Source organism: Sphingomonas sp. PP-CE-3A-406, assembly GCF_003688625.1.
Lineage (GTDB): Bacteria > Pseudomonadota > Alphaproteobacteria > Sphingomonadales > Sphingomonadaceae > Sphingomonas.
Genome location: NZ_RCWY01000001.1, coordinates 105,495 through 126,602, shown reverse-complemented (window position 1 = coordinate 126,602; position 21,108 = coordinate 105,495). Strand labels below are relative to the sequence as shown.

The following is a 21,108-nucleotide window of genomic DNA, read 5'->3' as shown; positions in this document are numbered from 1 at the left end:
CCGGCGAGGTTGTCCAGCCATTAGCAGTCATTGCGACGACCAGATCCCGCAGAAAGGGGCGGACCCTGTGAAACAAACCGGTTCTCATGATAGCCTAAGCGCCAAGGATCATTTGCTCAGCCCGTCCGGCATAATCGACTGCCACGCCCGGGCTTACTGACAGCGCAGAGATCCCAGGGCGCATCAGGTGAGCGCGGATCACCCGACTGTTCGTCATGCCGTGATACGTGCCCCGCCGCGCCCCCAAGGTGAGCACACCCGTTGCCTGCTTCCACTCCAGCGGCGTCCGCGCCGCGGCGCCTTGCTCGTAGCGATAGGTAAGCCCGTCATCCTCGTACAACGACGCGGTGCCGTTCCGACCCGGATAAACCAGGAGATCGAGCGCCCCGCCAAGCAGCCCGGCCGTCGACTGGCCAACCGGCCCCAGCGGCAAAATGCTACCCGCCCGCACGTGAAGCGGAATATGGTCCAATGTCACCGGAACGGTGTGCGTCCGCCCACCCTCACGATGCTCGCCTGTCCAGAAATCGTGCCAGCCGCCCTCCGAAACCGGCAAGTAGACGTCCCAGGTCCTCACGCCGGCCGCCAGCACCGGCGCGACATGAATCGCGCTACCGAACATGTACGCATGAACCTGATCGAGCGCCTTCGGGTCGTGTGAAAAGTCGAACACCAGCGGTCGGATGAGCGGCATGCCAGCCGCCGACGCCTCGGCTGCCAGAGCATAGGTGTAGGGCAGCAAGCGATAGCGGAGTTCGAGGTACAAGCGGGCGATGCGCTCCACCGTCTCACCATATCGCCAGAACTCGGTATCGGTCATGTAGCCGTGGACGCGCGTCAACGGCAGGAACGTCGCGAACTGGAACCAGCGGAGGAACCGTTCCTGATAGGCAGGGTCCGTATATTGCCCCTTGCCCGGCCGGAAGAAGCCGCCTGCATCGACGGTCCACCAAGCTTGGCCCGCCGCCGCCATGTTGAGTCCGGCCGGGATCTGCCGTTTAAGCGTCTCCCAGTCGTGGCCGATGTCACCCGACCATGTCGCGGCACCATAGCGTTGCTGGCCCGGTGCGGCCGATCGGGTGAGGATCATCACTCGTTTGTCCGGATAGGCGCGCCGCTGCTCCTCATACACCGTTCGGCTGACTTGCAGCGGATAGAGGTTACGGCGCTTCTCGCCGGGCTGGGTCCTGCCCGGTGCCGCATAGATCGGCCGTCCGACGAGATCGTCATTCTCTGGCTCTGTCGCGTCCTGCCACCAAGCGTCGATACCGAGCGAGGCGAGCTTCTGGTTCTGCTGCCGGGCATAAAAGCGCGCGGCGACCGGATTGAAGAAATCGATCCACTCGGTGCCCGGAATGTAGAAGCCCTTCGCGGCTACGTCCTTGCCCAGCGCCGTTTCCTTGCCGACCTTGGACCAGACCGACAGCATCAGGCGCATGTCCGTCGCATGCAGATCGCGAACGAGGCCTGCGGGGTCGGGATAATGCTCCTCGTCGAAACGCATGGCGTTCCAGCCGTATTGTCCCCAATATTGCCAATCCTGCACCATCATGTCGCAAGGAAGTTTTCGCGCGCGAAATTCGCGTGCCGTCGCCATGATCTCGTCCGACGAGTGAAACCGCTCGCGGCAATGGATGTAGCCGAGCGCCCATAGCGGCATCATCGGCTGCGGCCCCAGCAACGCGTGATAGCCGGCCATGACGTCCGCCGCGTTCGGCCCGGCGATCACGACATAATCGATCCCTTCGGATACGGGCGACGACCAGGTCGTGCGATCTTCGACCGGTGCGAAGTGGAGCACCGGCATGTCCTCGTCACCCGCCCGCACCAGCACGCTGTGCTCTCCGGCGGCGAGCTCGCCGATGAAGCTGGCGGTCGGCGGCAGCCATAGATTGGTGTGATCCGTCATGGGCTTGCCGTCGATCTCGACATAATGGCGCGACGACATCCTGCGACCGAGATCGAGCAGGAACGCATAGCGCGCGCCCTGCGGGACCGTGAACGTGCCCGTGAACACGGCATCGCGGCGCTCGACGCGGGCATTACCGGTGGATGTGGTGACATCGGCCATGCGCGCGTCGCCCGCTGCCGCCTGCCGGGTTAGCACGATAGGCCGGTCCGGCTGGTTCAGCTCCGCCATCCCGGGATTATGCCACAGCAGGCCATAGCCTTTGCTCGACAGCACGAACGGCTGACTGATCTGCGTGTTCACCTGCGTCAGGCGTCGCGGCAGGCCCCGAATATCGAGATGGCCGTCCTGAAAGCAGCCCGTGCCGAAGAGGCGTTCGTCGGCCGGGCTGGCGAAGCCTTGCGCTACGGCCAGGGTCGGCTCGTTTCCGATCGTCGATTGCGCGACATGGCGCGATCCAGAGGTTTCGCTGAGGAGCAGGTTGCCGGCGCCGTCATGGAATGACAGGCATCCGGTCGCTTCATCCCATACGCATTGTGCCTGCGGGAGCGTCAGCCGCGTTCGGCGGCCCTCCCTTGTCCTCTTGAGGATCGGCGGCTTCGCGATGGGCGCCAGCATTTCGCCTGGCACGGCCGGCGGCGCTCCCACGGGTGCGACACGGACGCGGAACGCACGATCGCTCAGGGCGGTGACGGCAATCGACAGGTCGCCGGTGCGGATCACGAAATCGGTGGAAGCACTTCTGGTCGCGGCGTGTAGCAGGCCGCTCGACACCATCGCCGCCCCCGCGCCGCTTCCCAGCAGCGCGCGCCGGCTGATGGCGGCGCTACGCGGCGTTTTCTGATCGGTCACGCAACCTCCCCCCTGCTTTGTTTCCGCATGACGCGGCCGTCATTCGGATCGTCCATCTTCCTCGATGATGGCCACGTCCCACGCGGCAAGCTCGATCGGTCCGCCACGCTTCACCTTGCGCCCCTGCAACAGTTCGATGCCCGCAGCCGGGGCCGCCATGTGCTGTGGCACCGCCGAATAGTTGAGCACGTAACGAACGGTATGGCCGTTCTTCAAAATGCCGCCGCGCACGATCAGCGGGAAACGCACGCCCGCGACCGATGGCACGACGCCTGCACGCGCAACCTCGGCGGCGACGATCTTCTCGACCAGCCCGTCGCTCGGCATGAAGCCGACATAGCTGACCTCGCCCTTGCCCCAGCGGTTGCGGGTCATCGCGGCGGCGGCCGGCCATGACGGATGCTGATAGCGTGCCACGACCTTGGCGGTGGTGGGCTTCAACATCTCCATCCACCAGCGCGGCGCGTTGTCGGCATCGGAAACCCCGAACGGATTGCCCGCCAGCGTGACCCCCTCGGGGATAGTGAACTCCTGGTAGGTGACGCCAGCCGCTTCGGCGATCGCACCCGGCTGTGACGCATAGCGGACCTTCGTGTTCTCGTCCGAAAACCCGCTCTTGAACGTGTAGAGCAGATGTCCACCGCGCTTGGCATAGTCGTTCAGCCGCGCGATCTCGGCGTCACTCGCCGCGTAAAGCGCCGGCACGACGATGAGCTTGTAATCATCGAGCTTCCGCGTGCTGTCGGGCGACACGATGTCGGCCTCGACGTTCATCCGGTAGAGCGCATCGTAGAAGGGCCGCATCACCTGGTTATACTCGATGCCCGTCGGCTTGAACGAATTGAACGCGGTCTGGGCGGCGTTGCTGACATAGACGGCGACCTGATTGTGCTTCGTCATGCCTGCCAGCTTCGGACCGAGCCGCGCGATCTCGGCACCGATCACCTTTGCCGCCGCATACTCCGCATTGGGCTTGTAGTCCTGCGACAGCAGCCCGCGCCAATAGGTCTCGACCGCGTTGGCGGTGGTCGCCCAGTGCCAATATTCGACCATCTGCGCGCCCGAGGCGAGATGGCTGAACGCCTGCAGGCGAAGCTGGCCCGGATAGGGCGTCCATTGCGGGAAGCCCTGCGCCTCGGTTTCCAGCACCAGATAATTCTGTCCGTTGCGGATCGAGCGGGCTTCGTCGCCACCAAAGGCGATCTCCGCGCCGGTCAGTTTGTCCTGCGTTGGATGATAGATGTCGATGCCGGCGATATCGAGCGACCTTGCCGCCTTCCAATGGTCGACTTCCGGCTGGATGCCGTAGGAGCCATCACGCCAGCCCAGATCGAAGTTCTGCGTCATGAACTGGCGCGGCCGGGCATGGGCGCGCACAAGCTTGGCCTGCCACGCGAGGAAATCGGTGACGAGGCTGCGCTGGTAGGCGGCGAAGGCGTTGGACATGCTGGCGTTGATCGAGCCGGTGGTCGACGGGAAGTCCTCCCACCGGTTGATGCGGTTCGACCAGTAATTCAGACCCCACGCCTGGTTCAGCGCATCGAGGCTCGGCCATTTCGTCCTCAACGACCGAACAAACCCCGCCTGCACCGCAGGACCGCTGGTGTCATAAGGCTTGGTCTCGTTGTCGAGCTGATAGCCGATCACCGCGGGATGATCCTTCACATGGTCCACCAGCGCCACGATCACCCGCTCGGCCGCCGCCCGGTAGTCGGGATCGGTGATGTCCATGTTCTGCCGGGTGCCGTATTGCGCACGTACGCCGTCCCGACCGACGACGAGGACATTGGGATGCTGGCGCGCGAGCCAGGTCGGTATCGCATAGGTCGGGGTTCCGACGATCACCTTGATGCCTTGCTTGTGCATCGCGGCGAGCATGCGATCGACATGGCTGAAATCGAACACCCCGGGATGCGGTTCCAGCGTGCCCCAAGTCGACTCCGCGATGCGGACGACACTGATCCCCGCCGCCTTCATCATCCGCGCGTCCTCGTCGACGCGGTCGACCGGGGTGTACTCGTCGTAATAGGCGACGCCGTAAAGGATGGTATCGGGCACCTGCGCTTGTGTAACCGTCGGCAGCGCCACCGTGGCCAATGCGAGTATTTTCACGAACCGTTGCATGTTCCTGCCTCCCATCGCCAAGTCCTCCCCAAGCCGTATCGTTTCCACGCTATCGGCGCGATCCTCGCCGGCTCGGCAGGCGAGCGCAAGCGGTCGATACGGGAGCGGCACCGTGACCGCCATGCACCGGTGATCAATCGCGATGGCCGAGCCGCCCATCTTTCAATCGCGTGGCGCGCGAGCGATCACCGCTTGGGCCGAACGAAGACGGGCCTTCCATATTTTAACCGATGGGTGCCCCGAAGCCAGGCCGGCAAGCCGCCCTTCGATCTGCGCAGCCTCTCGCTTGGCGGCATCGAGCTCGGTGGCTGTCGGAGCAGGTTGGATATTGGCGCGCGCGTGTGCACCGGTGCGTCCTTTGCTTTTGGTCATGGACGACGCGATGGTCTTAGAAACCGGATGCCGTCAATGCGGGATGGCATCGACGACGACGCGTTTCGCCAGATATCCATAGTCGGCCATTCGCGCCCCCTTCCCCGCTTCCCGACTTCAAACACTCGTTCATTGCCGCGCTGACCGCTTTTGGCGCCTGTTCGTACGTCATGAATGTCGTGAAGGGAGAGGTCGGCCGACATTCCTGCCAACAAGGAGAAAAGCATATTAGCAGTCGATCCGTTCCGCGTTAAGCGATTGCCAAGCTCCTGCTCGTAGTGTGCGAAGGATGGGCAGGGTCTCTTTCTTCGCCGGGATGTTTGGCCTTCCGCTGCTCGCGCCTTTGATAATCATTGGCTACCTAACCCCTCGCTACGTACCCAGCGCCTCGCTAGCGAGCGCGGCCGCCTCGACGCCGTGGCCGGAACTCGGGCGCGAACGCATGATTGCGAGCTTCGTCAAACGATGCCGCGGGGACTGGAACTTCGAAGGATTTGAGCTTCGCGGCGAGGCGACGCTGTATTCCTGGGAAAGTGACGCCGGTCTCATCGCCCGGACCCAGATCAACTGCATGCCAGGCCGTCGATGCTCGGTCGCAGCGCAAGCGCTCATAAACTGGCCATTCCCGCCACAGCACCGAGGCAAACCCGTACCCACCCACTTCTGGGGCTGCGGTGCCGGCATCCCCGACTGGACTCGGCCCAGCCCTGTCACGTAGCGGGCGGCGTTCGCTGTCCCATGCCGCTGGTCTGTAACATAAATGAGTACGTCGGATATGATTACTCCAGACATATAGCGCCAGAGTCCTCCGCGGCGGCGAAGAGGCCGCGCGCCATTCAAGCCGCCGCTCACAACGATCGCCCAACCCAAGTGCAGGATTGGCCACCGCGCGGTCGAACTGCTGGTAGACGTCTTGCGGGGCGTCTACGACGTTCTCAAGCAAGTCACGCTCCGCCACGAAACTCGTGGTCAAAACCAGTACCACGACTCCGCAGCCTATGAACCGAATATCCACGCGAAAATCTGCGATACGCGCTGAGCGCGGCAATAGGGCAGGCGCGAACGGCACGCTGGTGATCTTCAGCGCCGGCGATTTCGCGTTCAACCTCTATTGGCAGGCGATCAGCCTGTACCTGTTATTCTACTATATCGATGCGCTGGCGTTGCCGCCCGCGACCGCCGGGCTGGTGTTCATGATCGGCGCGATCTGGGACGGTGCCGCCGATTTCCTCGCCGGGGCGGCAGCGGAGCGGATGCGGCTTTCGTACCGTCGGCTGGTCGGATGGGGTGCGCTGCCGCTCGGGCTGGCGTTCGTCGCGATGTTCTCGGTGCCGACCGGCGCCGCCGCCTTCGCACTGGCGACGCAGATGATGTTCCGCACGCTCTACGCATTCACCAACATCCCCTATGCGGCGTGGACGACACGCGTGGCGCAGACCAGTCGGGATCGCTCGCTGGTCGCCGGGTTGCGCATGGGGTTCGGCTCGGCAGCGGGAGCCCTCGTCGCGCTGCTGCTGCCCTGGCTGGTGGCGCGAACCGGAAGCTACGGCGTGGCCTCCGCCATCCTCGCCGTCGTCGCGGTGCCCCTGCTCGCGATCATGGCGTGGCGCGTGCCCGAGCCGACACCGAGTGCCGCACCGGCAGAGCGGCTCGCGATCTGGTCCGGACTGGCGGTACTGGCGCGCAACCGGGCCTTCATCGTGCTCAATGTCGCGTCGGCCGCCGGCGGGGCCGCGACCGCGCTGACCAGCCAGTCGGTGCTCTATTTCTTCCGCTACGTTCTGCAGGACGCGCCGGGCGGTCCCCGCGCTCTGGCGGCGATGGCGGTCAGCAGCCTCGTCGCGGTACCGCTCTGGACGGCGCTCGCGCGTACCCGCGGCGCACGCACCGCATGGTTGGGCGCCGGGGTGCTCGCGCTGATCGTGCCCGCTGTGTTCGCGCTAACCGGTTCGCCCGGCAGCACGGCGACGGCGGCGTTCCTGCTGTCGATGCAGGCGGCGTTCGTCGGCTTCGCGCTCGCCGCCTGGACGCTGCTGCCCGATACCGTCGATTGGGGCGAAGCGCAGAGCGGCAAGCGGGTCGAGGCGCTCGCGTTCGGCACCTACGCTCTGATGCAGAAGATCGCGCTGGCGGGCACGGGCTTCGCGATCGGCATGATCTATCAGGCGAACGGCTTCGTCGCCGGTGCAGTCCAGGGCTCGGCCAGCCTGTACGCGATCCGCTGGCTGATGCTGGCGGGCCCTGCGCTGCTGATCGCGGCAATGCTGGCGGCGGTCCTCGCCATCCCGCTTCGCCGCGATACGATGGCCAGCCTCAGGCGAGCATAAACTCGCCCGACACCCCCTCGGCCTGTGCGGACGGTGCGATCCAGATACGGAAGCGGCCGGACTCGACCGTCGGCTTCAGGTCCCTCCCGACAAACAGAAGGTCCGCCTTGCGCAGCGTGAACGAGACGATCTGTCGCTCGCCGGGCTTCAGCATGATCTTCCGGAACACCTTCAATTCGCGGACCGGCCGCGTGATGCTCGCGGCGAGATCGTGGATGTAGAGCTGCACCGTTTCCTCGGCGGCCCGCGTGCCCGAATTAACGATCGTCGCGCGGACCGTCAGTGCCCCGTCCCCGGCGATCTGTCCGGTGCCGAGATCGAGCCTGGCATACTCTATCGTGCCGTATGTCAGCCCGTGACCGAACGGGAACAGCGCTTCGTTGGCGAACTCGCGGTAATGCGCCTTGTATTCGAGCAGCGGTCCGGGCGGGTTCGGACGCCCCGTGCTCTTGTGATCGTAATGATACGGCTCCTGCCCCGTCGCGTGCGGGAACGAGACGGGCAAACGCGCCGAGGGCCCGGTCTTGCCGAACAGCACGTCCGCGATCGCCAGGCCGTCCTGCGACCCGAGAAACCAGGTCACGAGGATCGCGGGCGCGGCCAGCACCGCGCCGCTCAGCACCAGGGCGCGGCCGGTGCGGAGCAACACGACGATCGGCTTGCCGGTCGCCGCGACCGCCTCGACCAGCGCGATCTGCGCGGGCGGCATGACGATGTCGACGCGCGACTGCGCCTCGCCCGACATCCGCTGGCTCTCACCGATCGCCAGCACCACCACATCGGCCGCGCGCGCCGCGGCAACCGCCGCAGCGATCCCACCGGCCAGCGGCGCATCGACACCCGATCCGAGCGTGACGCTGACGCGCGACGGATCGGCGACCGTGGCGCGAACGCCGGTCGCGAGGTCGACCGCCTCGGCGTCGGTGCCGTACACGTTCCACGGCCCGATCAGGTCGTGCTGCCCCGCCGCGAACGGACCGATCAGCGCGATTCCCTTACCCTGTCGCGGCAACGGCAGCAGGCCGCCGTCGTTCTTGAGCATCACGATCGATTTGGCGCCCGCCTCCCGCGCCAGCGCCAGCGTCTCGCGCGTGCGGATACGCGTCCGCTCGCGACGCGGGTCGATACGGCGGAACGGATCGTCGAACAGACCAAGCTGCACCTTCAGCGCCAGCACGCGGCGCACCGCCTCGTCGAGCCGCGCCATCGGCACCTCGCCCGCAGCGACCAGATCGGGCAGATGCTCGATATAGAAACCGCTCTGCATGCTCATGTCGACGCCGGCCATGAAGGCAAGCTTGGTCGCCTCGCGCGCATCGGCGGCGAAACCATGCGCGATCAGTTCCTCGTCGCCGGTATAGTCGGAGACGACCAGCCCGCCGAACCCCCATTCGCGGCGCAACACATCGGTCAGCAACCAGTCGTTCGCGGTCGCCGGGATGCCGTTGATCTCGTTGAACGATGCCATCACGGTCGGTGCGCCGGCCCCGAAGGCGGACTCGAACGGCGGGAAATAGGTCTCGCGCAGCGTCCGCTCGGAGATGTCGACCGTGCTGTAATCAAGCCCCGCTTCGGCCGCTCCATAGGCGGCGAAATGCTTGGCACAGGCAGCGACCGCATCGGCCGCGGCCAACCCACGCTCGCCTTGGAAACCACGAACGCGCGCGGCCGCCATCATCCGGCCAAGCAGCACGTCCTCACCCGATCCCTCGACACCGCGCCCCCAGCGTGCGTCGCGGGCGATGTCGACCATCGGTGCGAACGTCCAGTCGATTCCCGCCGCCGCGGCTTCGGCACCTGCCGCTCGCGCGGTCCGCCGTGCCAGCTCGGGATCGAAGCTTGCCGCTTCGGCCAGCGGCACCGGGAACACCGTACGCAGACCGTGGATCACGTCGGCGGCAAAGATCAGCGGGATCTTCAACCGCGATTCGCGCATCGCGACCGTCTGCATCCGCTTGGCCATGACCGCGCCATTGCCGTTGAACACACCCCCAAGCTTGCCGGCCCGGACATCCGCCAATTGCCCGTCGAAGCTCGCCGCGCCGCCGGCCGGATTGAGCGACGTCGCCGCGCCCCCCGCCCAAGCCGCGGCCATCAGCGTCAACTGCCCCGCCTTTTCCATCACGGTCATGCGCCCGATCAGCGCTTCGACGGAGGTGGGCAGCGCCGCCGTACCCGCCTTCGTCTGCTGCAACAGGGCGCGCGCTGGGCTCGCAGCCCAGGCTGCCACCGCACCTGCACCCATCAGAATCGCACGTCGCGAAATCGTTGTTGCCGTCATTCGCTCATCCCTTGCCTATGCCTGCTGCAATCCCGTCCCGGCGTGTCGGAACGGCAATCGTCGCAAGGTTCTTGATCCATGTTTCTGGATCATGTAACCGGTTACATCAAGAACAAGATGCCGGTCGCAACACGTAAGACCGGTGCCAGAGGGGACCCTGACGCTTCATGCCGTACGCCACCGTCCGTGATATTGCCCGCGAAGCTGCGGTGTCGGTGGCGACCGTGTCGCGGGCGCTGAACGGGCACAGCAACGTCCGTCCGGAAGTCCGCGCGCACATCGAAAGCGTCGCCACGCGACTCGGCTACGTTCCTCACGCCGCGGCCCGACATCTGAGTTCGGCGCGGTCGGGGATGATCGGCGTCGTGGTCCCCGACCTGCATGGCGAATTCTTCTCCGAACTGTTGCGCGGCATGGACCGCGAGGCGTCGGAGCTCGGCCTCTACCTCATGATGATGGTCATGCACGGCGATGCGCAGCGCGGCGTCGCGGCATTGCACGCGATGCGTGGCCGGGTCGACGGGCTGGTGGTCATGGCGCCGCAGGTATCAGCCGGCGAGTTGCTCGCGCACCTGCCGCAGGGCATGCCGGCCATCCTGGTCAATTGCGCGCCCGGCCAAGTCGGGCGTTCGGAGCTGCGCATCGACAATGTCGCGGGCGCGACCACGCTGGTCGAGCATCTGATCGCGGGCGGCCGGCGGCGGCTGGTCCACATCGCCGGCCCTGAGGGCAACATCGACGCCGAGGAGCGGCTGCGCGGCGCGCGCGATGCCTGCGCCCGCGCCGGACTCGCGCTGCACGTCCTCCCGGGTGATTTCCGCGAACCCGCCGGGGCTAGCGCGGTGGCGACGCTGCTCGACGACGGCACCGAATTCGACGCGATCTTCGCGGCCAACGACATGATGGCGATCGGCGCGATGATGGCGCTGAAGCGCGCCGGCGTCGCGGTCCCCGACCAGGTGGCGATCTGCGGCTTCGACGACGTTCCGCTGACCCGCCTCATCTCGCCGTCGCTGACCAGCGCCAGCATCGACATCGCCAGTTTCGGAGCGGGTGCCGTCGCGCGGCTGGTGAAGGCGATCGCGGGCGAAGACGACGGCCTGATCGAGCACCGCGTCCCGGTCGTGGTCGTCCGCGAGTCGACCGGTCCAATGCTTTTCAATGTCCACAACAAGACACCCGAACAATCGGGAAAAGGGGAACTACGATGAACAAGATGATGTTGCGTGCGGCGGTGGTATCGCTGACGGCGCTGTCCAGCGGGCTGCTGTTCGCGCCCGCGCCCGCGTCGGCACAGGTCGGCCAGGCGTCGTTGCGCGGCACACTCACGGCGCCGGCCGACAATCCGGTGATCGAAGTCGCCGCGGTCGAGATTTCGACCGGCATCCGCCGGGTCGTGCCCGCCGACGCAGCAGGCGCGTATAACTTCGCATCGCTGCGCGCCGGCACCTACCGGCTCGAGATCAAGCAGCGCAACGGCACGCGCAATTCGGACGCGTTCACGCTCCGCGTCGGCCAGACCGCCGGCCTGGACCTCGATCTGGCCACCGCGCCCACCCCGGCTGCTCCCGCAACCGAAGGTACCGCGCCCGCCGCTACGACACCCGAAGCCGGCACCGATGCCGCGGCGGCAGGATCCGGCGGCGAGATCATCGTCACCGGCAACCGCATCCGCTCGCTGTCGGGCGGCCAGGTCGGTAGCGTCATCTCGTCGCGCCTGATCGAGCAATTGCCGCAGAACAACCGCAACTTCCTCGCATTCGCCGATCTCGCCCCCGGCGTCCGCTTCATCGAGGATTCGAGCGGCTCGTCGCGCATCCAGGGCGGAGCGCAGGACAGCCGCACGGTCAACGTCTTCATCGACGGCGTCAGCCAGAAGGATTACGTCCTCAAGAACGGCATCACCGGCCAGGACACCAGCTCGGGCAATCCCTTCCCGCAGCTCGCGATCGGCGAGTATCAGGTGCTGTCGTCCAACTACAAGGCCGAGTTCGACCAGGTGAGCTCGGTCGCGATCACCGCGGGCACGAAGTCTGGAACCAACGAATTCCACGGCGAAGCGTTTTTCGACTTCACCAACCAGGACCTGCGTGATCGCCGGCCGAGCGAGATATTCCCGACCTATATCCCCAAGACCGACACCAGCAACAAACAGTTCGGCGCCGCATTGGGTGGCCCGATCATCAAGGACAAGATGCACTTCTTCGGGACCTACGAAGGCAAGCGCATCTCCAGCCCGTACGATGTTCGCCCCAACAACAACTTCCCGATTTCGTCCGTCCCGGAGCAGTATCGCGATAATTTCGGAACGTTTGCGCAGCAGTTCAAGGAAGACCTGTATTTCGGCAAGATCGACATCGTGCCGACCGACAACGACCTGATCGAACTGTCCGGCAAGTACCGCAAGGAATCCGGGCTTCAGAATATCACCGGGATCGACGCGGCGAGCACCGCCACGCTGAACAAGGTCGAAGATAAGCGCGGGCTGCTTCGCTGGCAGCATACCGGCGATCAGTGGATCAACGATGTGCGGGTGTCCTATGAGAATGCGATCTTCTCACCGACGCCCTCGACCGATGGTATAACGCAGTTCTTCCAGTCGACCGAACGGTTCGGGACGTCCGTCCAGCGGAATGACATCCTGCGGTTCGGCGCGGGCAGCAACTTCCAGTCGAAGGGCCAGAAGGGCTGGACCCTGCAGGATGATTTCACGTTCACCGGCTTCAAGGGCCACACGATCAAGGTGGGCGGCAAGGCCAAATGGGTGAAGCTCAACTCACTCGAGCAGAACTTGACCAACCCGTTATACACCTATGACGTCAACGCGATTCCCGGCGTCGCCTTCAACGACACGCTGCCCTACCGGCTCCAGTTCGGTGCGACGAAGGATGCGTCGGGTAACGCGACGGTCAGTTCCAAGAACTTCCAGCTCGGCTTCTACGCGCAGGACGATTGGGACGTCACCAGCCACCTTACGCTGAACCTCGGCCTGCGCTGGGATTACGAGCGAACACCCGCCTATCTCGATTACGTGACGCCGGCGGTCAACGTGGCGGCGGTGTCCCCCGAAAACTATCCGAACCTCGACAAAGCCGATTACAACATCAACGATTTCATCACCGACGGCAGCAAGCGAAAGGCGTTCAAGGGCGCGTGGCAGCCGCGGCTCGGCTTCACCTATCGCTTCGACGAGGCGGGTCGCTTCTCGATGTTTGGCGGCTATGGCCGGTCGTACGACCGCAACCAGTTCGACTTCCTCCAGCAGGAGGTCAGCCAGGGCCGGTTCCAGGTCCGCAGCTTCAACTTCATCGGCAATGACTCGGTCAATCCCTGCACGCCCAGCCAGACCTGCATCGCGTGGAATCCGATCTACCTGACCGACGCCGGACGGCAGCAGTTGCTCGGCGCCGCGACCGGCGGCGGCAGCGAGTTCCGCTTCATGAACAACGATCTCAAAGTGCCCTATTCGGACCAGTTCAGCCTGGGCGTGCGCGGTCGCTTCTCGCCGGTCGAGCTCGAGGTCGGCGTCACCCACATCGAAAGCAACGACGGGTTCGTCTTCCTCCTCGGCAATCGCAGGACGGACGGCTCGTTCTTCTTCAACGATCCGACCTCTGCCACCGACATACCGCAATCGCCCACGACCTTCACGCCAAACGGTTATGGCTCGATCATTCTTGGCAGCAATGGCCTGAAGACCAACTCGGACGCTGCCTATTTCAAGCTGACCAAGGTCTATTCGGCATCCTCGCCGTGGAGCATCGACGCCACCTACACCTATACCCGGGCAGACGAGAACCGGAAGTTCGGCGAGACCTATTCGCTCGATTACGCGCAGATCTCGGATTACCCCACGCTGCGCTCGTCGGCCGTGCCACGGCACCGGCTCGTGATCGCGGGCAGCGTCGACACCCCGATCGGCGTGACCTTCTCGAGCAAGTTCCAGATCGAATCGCCGGCGTTTGTAAAGGGCTTCATCGACAATGCGGATCCGTTCGGGCGCATCCTTGTAGGGCGCCAGGTGGATAGCCTCGGCGATGTCTGGGGCCGCCGACAGCTGGATTTCGCGTTCACCAAATATGTGCCGATCGGCTTCGTCAGCGATCAGGCGCGGATCCGCATGCGTGTCGATATCCTGAACGTGATGAACGATCGCAACTATGTCGACTTCAACAGCAATGCGAGCGATCCGGCCTTTGGTCAGCGGTCGTCGTACAGCATCGGCGGCAACCCGCCGCGCACGGTCAAGCTGTCGGCGGGCTTCTCGTTCTAACCCCTTTGGAGGGTCGCGGCCTGTCCGCGACCCTCCACGTTCTGGGCGAAATCTCGCTATCGAAGGACGTGATGATCGATGTGAGGCCGAACAAGCCTGTCCCGATGCCGACGGTATCATTCGATGATATAGGCACTTGCGCTGATCGCAATCGCTCAACGCTGAAGCCCCTCACATTCGAGTCACCATCGCCGCGCGGGGGGGGCGTCGACCCATAAGCAGTCGTTTACGGGTAATTAGCAGCGTTCCAACTTTCGCCCTGTATTAACGGCGATTGGCTATCATTTTCAGCAGCTTAGAAATACGTTCAGGCGTAGATTCTTCAATACCAGTGTGGCTGTTTGGCCCAGCGATCGGTCTCAGGCCGTACTCGCTCTCTTCGCCTACTGTCCCAACCTAAATCGATGTGCCCTCGCCACGAGGATCGGTGCAGCATAAGATCGCACGATGCGGATCGCGATCATCGACACAAGCAACACGAGGGCGGCGATCATTTCGGACGGCCTGCGCGAGGCGGGGCTCGACGATATCGTCGTGATCGACGGCACGTTGGGGATGGTCGCCGCGCTCGAGAAGGCAGCGCCCGAAGTGGTGTTGATCAACCTCGAGAACCCCAGCCGCGACGTGCTCGAGGAATTCTTCGCGGTATCACGCGCACTGGCCCGCCCGATCGCGATGTTCGTCGACCAGAGCGACGCGGAATCCACCGCTGCCGCGGTCGATGCGGGGGTCTCGGCCTATATCGTCGACGGACTCGCCAAGCAGCGGATCAAGCCGGTCATCGACCTCGCGATCCGCCGTTTCCAGGCGTTTGCACGATTGCAGGCGGAGTTGCACGAGGCTCGCAGCGCACTCGCCGATCGCACCACCGTCGACCGCGCCAAGGCGATCCTGATGAAACGTCGCGGCATCGACGAGCCGACCGCGTACGGCCTGCTCCGCGCGCAGGCGATGCGATCCAACCGCAGGATCGCCGAGATCGCCGATGCGATCATCACCAGCGATGCGCTCATGGGAGATTTGTGATGGCGCTCGACCGGGTCCGCATCGGGTTCCTCCCTCTCGTCGATGCTGCGCTGCCGATCCTCGCGCGCGAACGCGGGTTCGCCGAGGCCGAGGGACTGGAGATCGAACTGGTCCGCGACATGACCTGGGCGACGGTGCGCGATCGGTTGCTGTACGGGCATACCGATGCTGCGCACATGGTGGCGCCGCTGGCGATCGCGACGGCATTGGGGCGTGGGCGGCCAGCAGTAGCGATGGCAGTCCCGTTCGTGCTAGGGCTCAATGGCAATGCGATCACGCTATCGCTGCCGCTCGCGGCGCAGGTGATGGACGGCGATGCGCTCGGCGATCCGGTCGTGCTGGGTGCGCGACTGAAGGCGGTCGCGACCGAGCGTGCCGCGACGGGGCGGCGGCTGCGGTTCGGCGTGGTGCATCGCTATTCGAGCCATAATTACATGCTGCGCTACTGGCTCGCCGCGGTCGGCATCCGCCCGGATACCGACGTCGAGATCGTCACGACCAGCCCGACCTTCGCCGCCGATGCACTGGCGGCGGGCGAGGTCGACGGCATCTGCGTCGGCGAGCCCTGGAACGGCGTCGCGGTCGATCGCGGCGTCGGGCGGATCGCGCTGGTAACCGCGCAGGTCTGGCAGCGTGGCGTCGAAAAGGTCCTGGCGATGCGCGCCGCCACGCTGGCCGAACGCGGCGACGTCGTCCACCGGCTGATCCGGGCGCTGCATGCCGCCGCCGCGCAGTTCGTCGACCCGGACACGCTTGAGGACAATGCGGCGATCCTTGCTCGTCCCGAATATCTCGACGCGCCGGTCGATGCGGTGTCGCGGGCGATCGGCGACCGGGTGCGGCTGGTGAAGGACGCGGTGCCGATCCATGTTCCCGACTTCATGTTCCAGTACCGCGAGGCCGCGAACTTCCCGTGGCGGAGTCAGGCGGCATGGCTGTATTCGCAGATGGTGCGGTGGGACGGCACGCCGTTCTCGGCCGAAGAGGCGAACGTCGCGCAAGGTGTGTTCCGCCCGGACGTGTATCGCGCGGCGCTGGCGGGTTCGGGCGCGCCGCTGCCGAATGCGAGTTCGAAGCTGGAGGGGGCTATCGGGGCGGACAGCATTGGGGCGGGCTCTACGCAGGGGCGGTTGATCCTTGGGCGCGATGCGTTCTTCGATCGGCGGGCGTTCGATCCGGATGATATCGAGGGGTATCTGGCCGGCTTGCCCTAAATCCCGCTTCTCCCCTCCCTGGAAGGGAGGGGTTGGGGGTGGGTTGGCCGGCTTGAGCCGCTTCGGTTCGGACATGCGGAAGCCGACCCACCCCCTGCCCCTCCCTTTCAGGGAGGGGTGTTTTAGCGGTCAATCGCTCCGCTCAACCCGAATCTGCTGCACCCGCGAAATGACGCTTGCACGATAAGGCCACTTCGGTCATCTTCGCATCGTCCGGCAAGGGAGTCGGACACGAAATCATCGCGAGACCGGTTCCAACGACGGGACCTGACCGCGTAGGACGATCCACCGATCGTCCATAGGCAACGAAGCCGCTCCGATGCGTCCGCAAGGTCGCCGTCGGGGCGGCTTTTTCTTTGTCCGCCGCAGATGGAGGGCCGACCATGTTGTTCGCATCACCAGGTATCGACACCGCCGCGCCGAAAGCCACCAGGATCGACCTGTTCAGTGCCGCCACGCCGCAGATGCGCGCGTTCCATGTCACATGGCTGGCGTTCTTCGTGTGCTTCTTCGCGTGGTTCGCCGCCGCGCCGTTGATGCCGCTGATCAAGGCCGAGTTTGGTTTGAGCAAGGACCAGATCGCCAACATCAACATCGCCGCGGTCGCGGTGACGATCCTGGTGCGGCTGGTGGTCGGACCGCTCTGCGACCGGTTCGGCCCGCGGCGCACATATACGTGGCTGCTGCTGCTCGGCGCGATCCCGGTGTTCGGGCTGGCGTTCGCGCAGACGTACGAGACGTTCCTGTTCTTCCGGCTCGCGATCGGCGCGATCGGCGCGTCGTTCGTGATCACGCAATATCATACCAGCGTGATGTTCGCGCCCAACGTCGTCGGCACCGCCAACGCGACCGTCGGCGGCTGGGGCAATGCGGGGGGCGGCGCGGCCCAGAGCCTGATGCCGCTGGTCGTCGCGGCGCTGGTCGGTCTCGGCGTCGAGCATGCGTTCGGCTGGCGCGCGGCGATGTTCGTGCCGGGCGTGGCGATGCTCGCGATGGCGTTCGTCTATGCACGCTACACACAGGACACGCCGCAGGGTGACATCGTCGACCTCCGCGCGGCGGGCATCGAACTCGACGGCGGCAAGGCGACCGGCATGGCGATCTTCCGCTGCGCCGCCGCCAATTACCGCACCTGGATGCTCGCCGCGACGTACGGCGCGTGCTTCGGCGTCGAGATCTTCATCCACAACATCGCGGCGAGTTATTACGTCGACCGGTTCGGGCTTTCGCTGACCAATGCGGGCCTCGCCGCCGGGATCTTCGGTGGTCTCGCGCTCTTTGCCCGTGCGCTCGGGGGAATCGCCAGCGATCGGATCGCGCTCAGAAAAGGCCTCGATGGCCGCGCGCTGCTGTTGTTCGCGCTGATGCTCGGCGAAGGCGTCGGGCTGGTGCTGTTCGGTCATGCCGGCAGCGTCACGCTCGCGATCCTCGCCATGACGATGTTCGGGCTGTTCACGCACATGGCGTGCGGCGCGACCTATGCGCTGGTGCCGTTCATCGACCGCAAGGCGCTGGGCGGGGTCGCCGGGCTGATCGGCGCGGGCGGCAATATCGGCGCGGTCGCGGCGGGGTTCCTCAACAAGGCGTCGGCCACCCCGCAGCAATGCCTCATCGTGCTCGGCTACGTCGTCGCAGGCACCGCGGTCTGCGCGCTCGCCGTCCGCTTCTCCGCCACGCACAAATCGAACGAGCGCGCGCTGCTCGACGCGGCGCTCGACGCACGCCGCACCAGCGACCGCTCGGTCAACGGCGCGCTCCCTGCATGACCCTCCCATTCCCGGCTCCAACCCGACTGGATGATCTGATGGAACACCACCCCCCCTGCCCCGACACCCCCTTTTCCAAGCGGCGCGAGCACCTCGTCGTGATCGGCAACGGCATGGCCGGCTGTCGCGCGGTCGAGGAACTGATCGCGCGCGATCCGACCCGGTACCGCGTGACGATCTTCGGTGCCGAGCCGCACGTGAACTACAACCGCATCATGCTGTCGCCGGTGCTGGCGGGCGAGAAGACGTTCGAGCAGATCGTCATCAACGATCACGCCTGGTACGCGACCAACACCATAGATCTGGTGACGAGCGACCCGGTGCAGGCGATCGACCGCGCCGCAAAGACCGTCACCGCACGGTCGGGGCTGACGGTGTCATACGACCGGCTTCTGATCGCGACCGGCTCCGATCCGTTCATCATCCCCGTCCCCGGCAAGGACCTGCCCGGCGTGATCTCGTTCCGCGACATGGCGGACGTCGATCACATGCTGGAGGCTGCTGGAAAGGGCGGCGCGGCGGTCGTCATCGGCGGCGGGCTGCTCGGGCTGGAAGCCGCACACGGCCTCACGTTGCGCGGGATGAAGGTGACGGTGATCCACCTGATGCCGACGCTGATGGAACGCCAGCTTGACGAGGCCGCCGGCTGGCTGCTCAAGTCGGCGCTGGAATCGCGCGGTCAGGTCATTCTCACCGAGGCGAACACCGCCGAGATCGTTGGCGACACAAGCGTCGAGGGCGTGCTGCTGAAAGACGGCACGCTGATCCCCGCGAGCCTCGTCGTCATGGCGGTCGGCATCCGACCTTCGGTGGCGCTCGCGCGCGACGCCGGGCTGGAGATCGGCCGCGGGATCAAGGTCGACGACCACATGGTCACCAGCGATCCGTCGATCCTCGCGGTCGGCGAATGCGTCGAGCATGACGGCAACGTCTACGGCCTCGTCGCGCCGCTGTGGGACATGTGCCGCGCGCTCGCCGATGGATTGACCGACAGTCACAGCGGCTATCGCGGATCGGTGACCTCGACCAAGTTGAAGGTCGCCGGGCTCGACGTGTTCTCGGCGGGCGATTTCTCGGGCGGCGCCGGCGCGGAGGACATCGTCCTGCGCGATGCGTCGCGCGGCATCTACAAGCGCGTAGTGGTCAAGGACGACCGGATCGTCGGCGCGGTGCTGTACGGCGACACGACCGATGGCGGCTGGTATTTCGACCTGCTCAAGCGCGGCGAAGACATCGCCCCCATCCGCGACATGCTGATCTTCGGCCAGTCCTTCGCCTCGGGAGGAGCCACTGCGGACCCTAAGGCGGCCGTTGCGGCGCTCTCCGACGATGCGGAGATCTGCGGCTGCAACGGCGTCACCAAGGGCAAGGTCGTGGCGTGCATCGGCGCCGGCAACGCGACGCTCGACGCGGTCCGCGCGACCTGCAAAGCGTCGGCATCATGCGGATCGTGCACCGGACTGGTCGAGACGCTGCTCGCGGTCACGCTCGGCGACGAGTATTCGGGCGAACGTTCGGTGAAGACGATGTGCAAATGCACCAGCTTCGGCCACGACGACGTCCGCCGCGAGATCGTCGCGCAGGGCATGCGCTCGATCCCCGAAGTCATGCAGAAGATGAGCTGGTCGACGCCCGACGGATGTTCGTCGTGCCGGCCTGCGCTCAATTACTACCTGCTTTGCGCGTTGCCGGGCGACTACAAGGACGACCAGCAGAGCCGGTTCGTCAACGAACGGGTGCACGCCAACATCCAGAAGGACGGGACCTATTCGGTGGTGCCGCGGATGTGGGGCGGGCTCACCAACCCGCGCGAGCTGCGCGCGATCGCCGATGTCGTGGAGAAATACGATGCGCCGATGGTCAAGGTGACGGGCGGTCAGCGGCTCGACATCTTCGGGATCAAGAAGGAGGATCTGCCCGCGGTCTGGGCCGATCTCAACGCCGCCGGGATGGTCAGCGGGCATGCGTACGGCAAGTCGCTGCGCACCGTGAAAACCTGCGTCGGGTCGGACTGGTGCCGGTTCGGGACGCAGGATTCGACCGGGCTCGGCGTCAAGGTCGAGCGGATGACCTGGGGCAGTTGGATGCCGCACAAGTTCAAGATCGCGGTCAGCGGCTGCCCGCGCAATTGCGCCGAGGCCACGATAAAGGATTTCGGCGTGGTCTGCGTCGACAGCGGCTACGAGCTGTCGGTCGGTGGCAATGGCGGGATCAAGGTCCGCGCGACCGACTTCCTGTGCAAGGTCGCGACCGAGGAAGAGGCGATGCAGTACTGCGCCGCGTTCATCCAGTTGTACCGCGAGGAAGCGCGCTATCTGGAACGCACCGCGCCGTGGATCGAGCGGATCGGCGTGGAATATATTCGCGAACGGATCGCCGACGATCCGGAGGGCCGCGATGCGCTGGCGGCACGGTTCCTGTTCTCGCAGCAGTTCACGCAGGACGACCCGTGGGCGGCCCGCGCTGCGGGCGAGCATCGCGAACAGCACGCCCCGATGGCGCGCTTCACACCTCTGGACACGCCCGTCTTTCTCGGGAGGGAAATGGCATGATCGGCGAATGGCTCGATATCGGCTGGGTCGACGAGATCCCGGTCCGCGGCAGCCGTACGGTGCAGGTCACCGGTGGCGACGACATCGCGGTCTTTCGCACCGGCGACGGCAAGGTCTTCGCGCTGGCCGATCGGTGCCCGCACAAGGGTGGGCGACTGTCGCAGGGGATCGTGCATGGCGGCGCGGTGGCGTGCCCGCTGCACAACTGGCGGATCGCGCTCGATACGGGCGAGGCGCTCGGCGAGGACAAGGGGTGTACGCCGGTGATCCCGGTGAAGGTGAGCGGTGGGCGGGTGCTGCTGTGCCGCACCTCGACCATGAAAGCCGCCGCGTGATCGTGCCACTGCTCCCTCTCCCTTGCGGGGAGAGGGTCGGGGTGAGGGGTTGGGGCGCGTGCTGCCCGTCCCAACTG

Annotated in this window: 12 protein-coding genes; 8 read left to right on the top strand and 4 right to left on the bottom strand. The window is 65.5% G+C overall.

Translation table 11 applies throughout. The annotated features are described in order from the left end of the window. Nucleotides 1–94: 94 nt before the first annotated feature. The 3 genes from C8J44_RS00465 to C8J44_RS18090 form a co-directional block, all read right to left on the bottom strand. The gene (locus C8J44_RS00465; protein WP_220683064.1) at nucleotides 95–2,761 is read right to left on the bottom strand and encodes a TIM-barrel domain-containing protein; all 2,667 of its coding nucleotides are present in this window, start codon (nucleotides 2,759–2,761) and stop codon (nucleotides 95–97) included. A gap of 39 nt (nucleotides 2,762–2,800) precedes the next feature. Next, entirely contained in the window at nucleotides 2,801–4,885 is a 2,085-nt protein-coding gene (locus tag C8J44_RS00460) for a beta-galactosidase (RefSeq protein ID WP_121903734.1), read from the bottom strand. 162 nt (nucleotides 4,886–5,047) lie between these two features. Then, a complete protein-coding gene (locus C8J44_RS18090) occupies nucleotides 5,048–5,257 on the bottom strand; it encodes a hypothetical protein (RefSeq protein WP_147453101.1) in 210 nt (69 codons plus the stop codon). Nucleotides 5,258–6,330: 1,073 nt separating this feature from the next. Between C8J44_RS18090 and C8J44_RS00450 the strand changes: the two genes are divergently transcribed. Next, nucleotides 6,331–7,584, top strand: coding sequence for an MFS transporter (locus C8J44_RS00450; protein WP_259466626.1), 1,254 nt, complete (start codon nucleotides 6,331–6,333; stop codon nucleotides 7,582–7,584). On the opposite strand, the gene C8J44_RS00445 is transcribed toward C8J44_RS00450, so the two are convergent. Beyond that, nucleotides 7,571–9,865 carry a glycoside hydrolase family 3 N-terminal domain-containing protein gene (locus C8J44_RS00445; protein WP_056049808.1) on the bottom strand — a complete coding sequence of 765 codons (2,295 nt, stop codon included), beginning with the start codon at nucleotides 9,863–9,865 and terminating at the stop codon, nucleotides 7,571–7,573. The two genes, C8J44_RS00450 and C8J44_RS00445, sit on opposite strands and share 14 nt — an antisense overlap. Before the next feature lie 167 nt (nucleotides 9,866–10,032). Between C8J44_RS00445 and C8J44_RS00440 the strand changes: the two genes are divergently transcribed. The 7 genes from C8J44_RS00440 (at nucleotide 10,033) to nirD (ending at nucleotide 21,031) form a co-directional block, all read left to right on the top strand. Next, entirely contained in the window at nucleotides 10,033–11,076 is a 1,044-nt protein-coding gene (locus C8J44_RS00440) for a LacI family DNA-binding transcriptional regulator (protein WP_121902934.1), read from the top strand. Beyond that, on the top strand, nucleotides 11,073–14,138 hold the full coding sequence (locus C8J44_RS00435) for a TonB-dependent receptor domain-containing protein (RefSeq protein ID WP_259466625.1): 3,066 nt from the start codon (nucleotides 11,073–11,075) through the stop codon (nucleotides 14,136–14,138). The genes C8J44_RS00440 and C8J44_RS00435 overlap by 4 nt, the downstream gene beginning before the upstream one ends. 447 nt (nucleotides 14,139–14,585) lie before the next feature. Beyond that, nucleotides 14,586–15,164, top strand: coding sequence for an ANTAR domain-containing response regulator (locus tag C8J44_RS00430; protein WP_121902933.1), 579 nt, complete (start codon nucleotides 14,586–14,588; stop codon nucleotides 15,162–15,164). Continuing rightward, the gene (locus C8J44_RS00425; RefSeq protein WP_121902932.1) at nucleotides 15,164–16,378 is read left to right on the top strand and encodes a CmpA/NrtA family ABC transporter substrate-binding protein; all 1,215 of its coding nucleotides are present in this window, start codon (nucleotides 15,164–15,166) and stop codon (nucleotides 16,376–16,378) included. Before C8J44_RS00430 ends, C8J44_RS00425 begins: the two co-directional genes overlap by 1 nt. Nucleotides 16,379–16,761: 383 nt before the next feature. Then, nucleotides 16,762–18,144 (top strand): MFS transporter, encoded by a 1,383-nt coding sequence (locus C8J44_RS00420; protein ID WP_121902931.1) that lies wholly within the window; start codon nucleotides 16,762–16,764, stop codon nucleotides 18,142–18,144. Nucleotides 18,145–18,182: 38 nt separating this feature from the next. Beyond that, nucleotides 18,183–20,696 carry a nitrite reductase large subunit NirB gene (gene nirB, locus C8J44_RS00415; RefSeq protein WP_121902930.1) on the top strand — a complete coding sequence of 838 codons (2,514 nt, stop codon included), beginning with the start codon at nucleotides 18,183–18,185 and terminating at the stop codon, nucleotides 20,694–20,696. Beyond that, nucleotides 20,693–21,031 (top strand): nitrite reductase small subunit NirD, encoded by a 339-nt coding sequence (gene nirD, locus C8J44_RS00410; RefSeq protein WP_175518279.1) that lies wholly within the window; start codon nucleotides 20,693–20,695, stop codon nucleotides 21,029–21,031. Before nirB ends, nirD begins: the two co-directional genes overlap by 4 nt. Nucleotides 21,032–21,108: the final 77 nt, after the last annotated feature.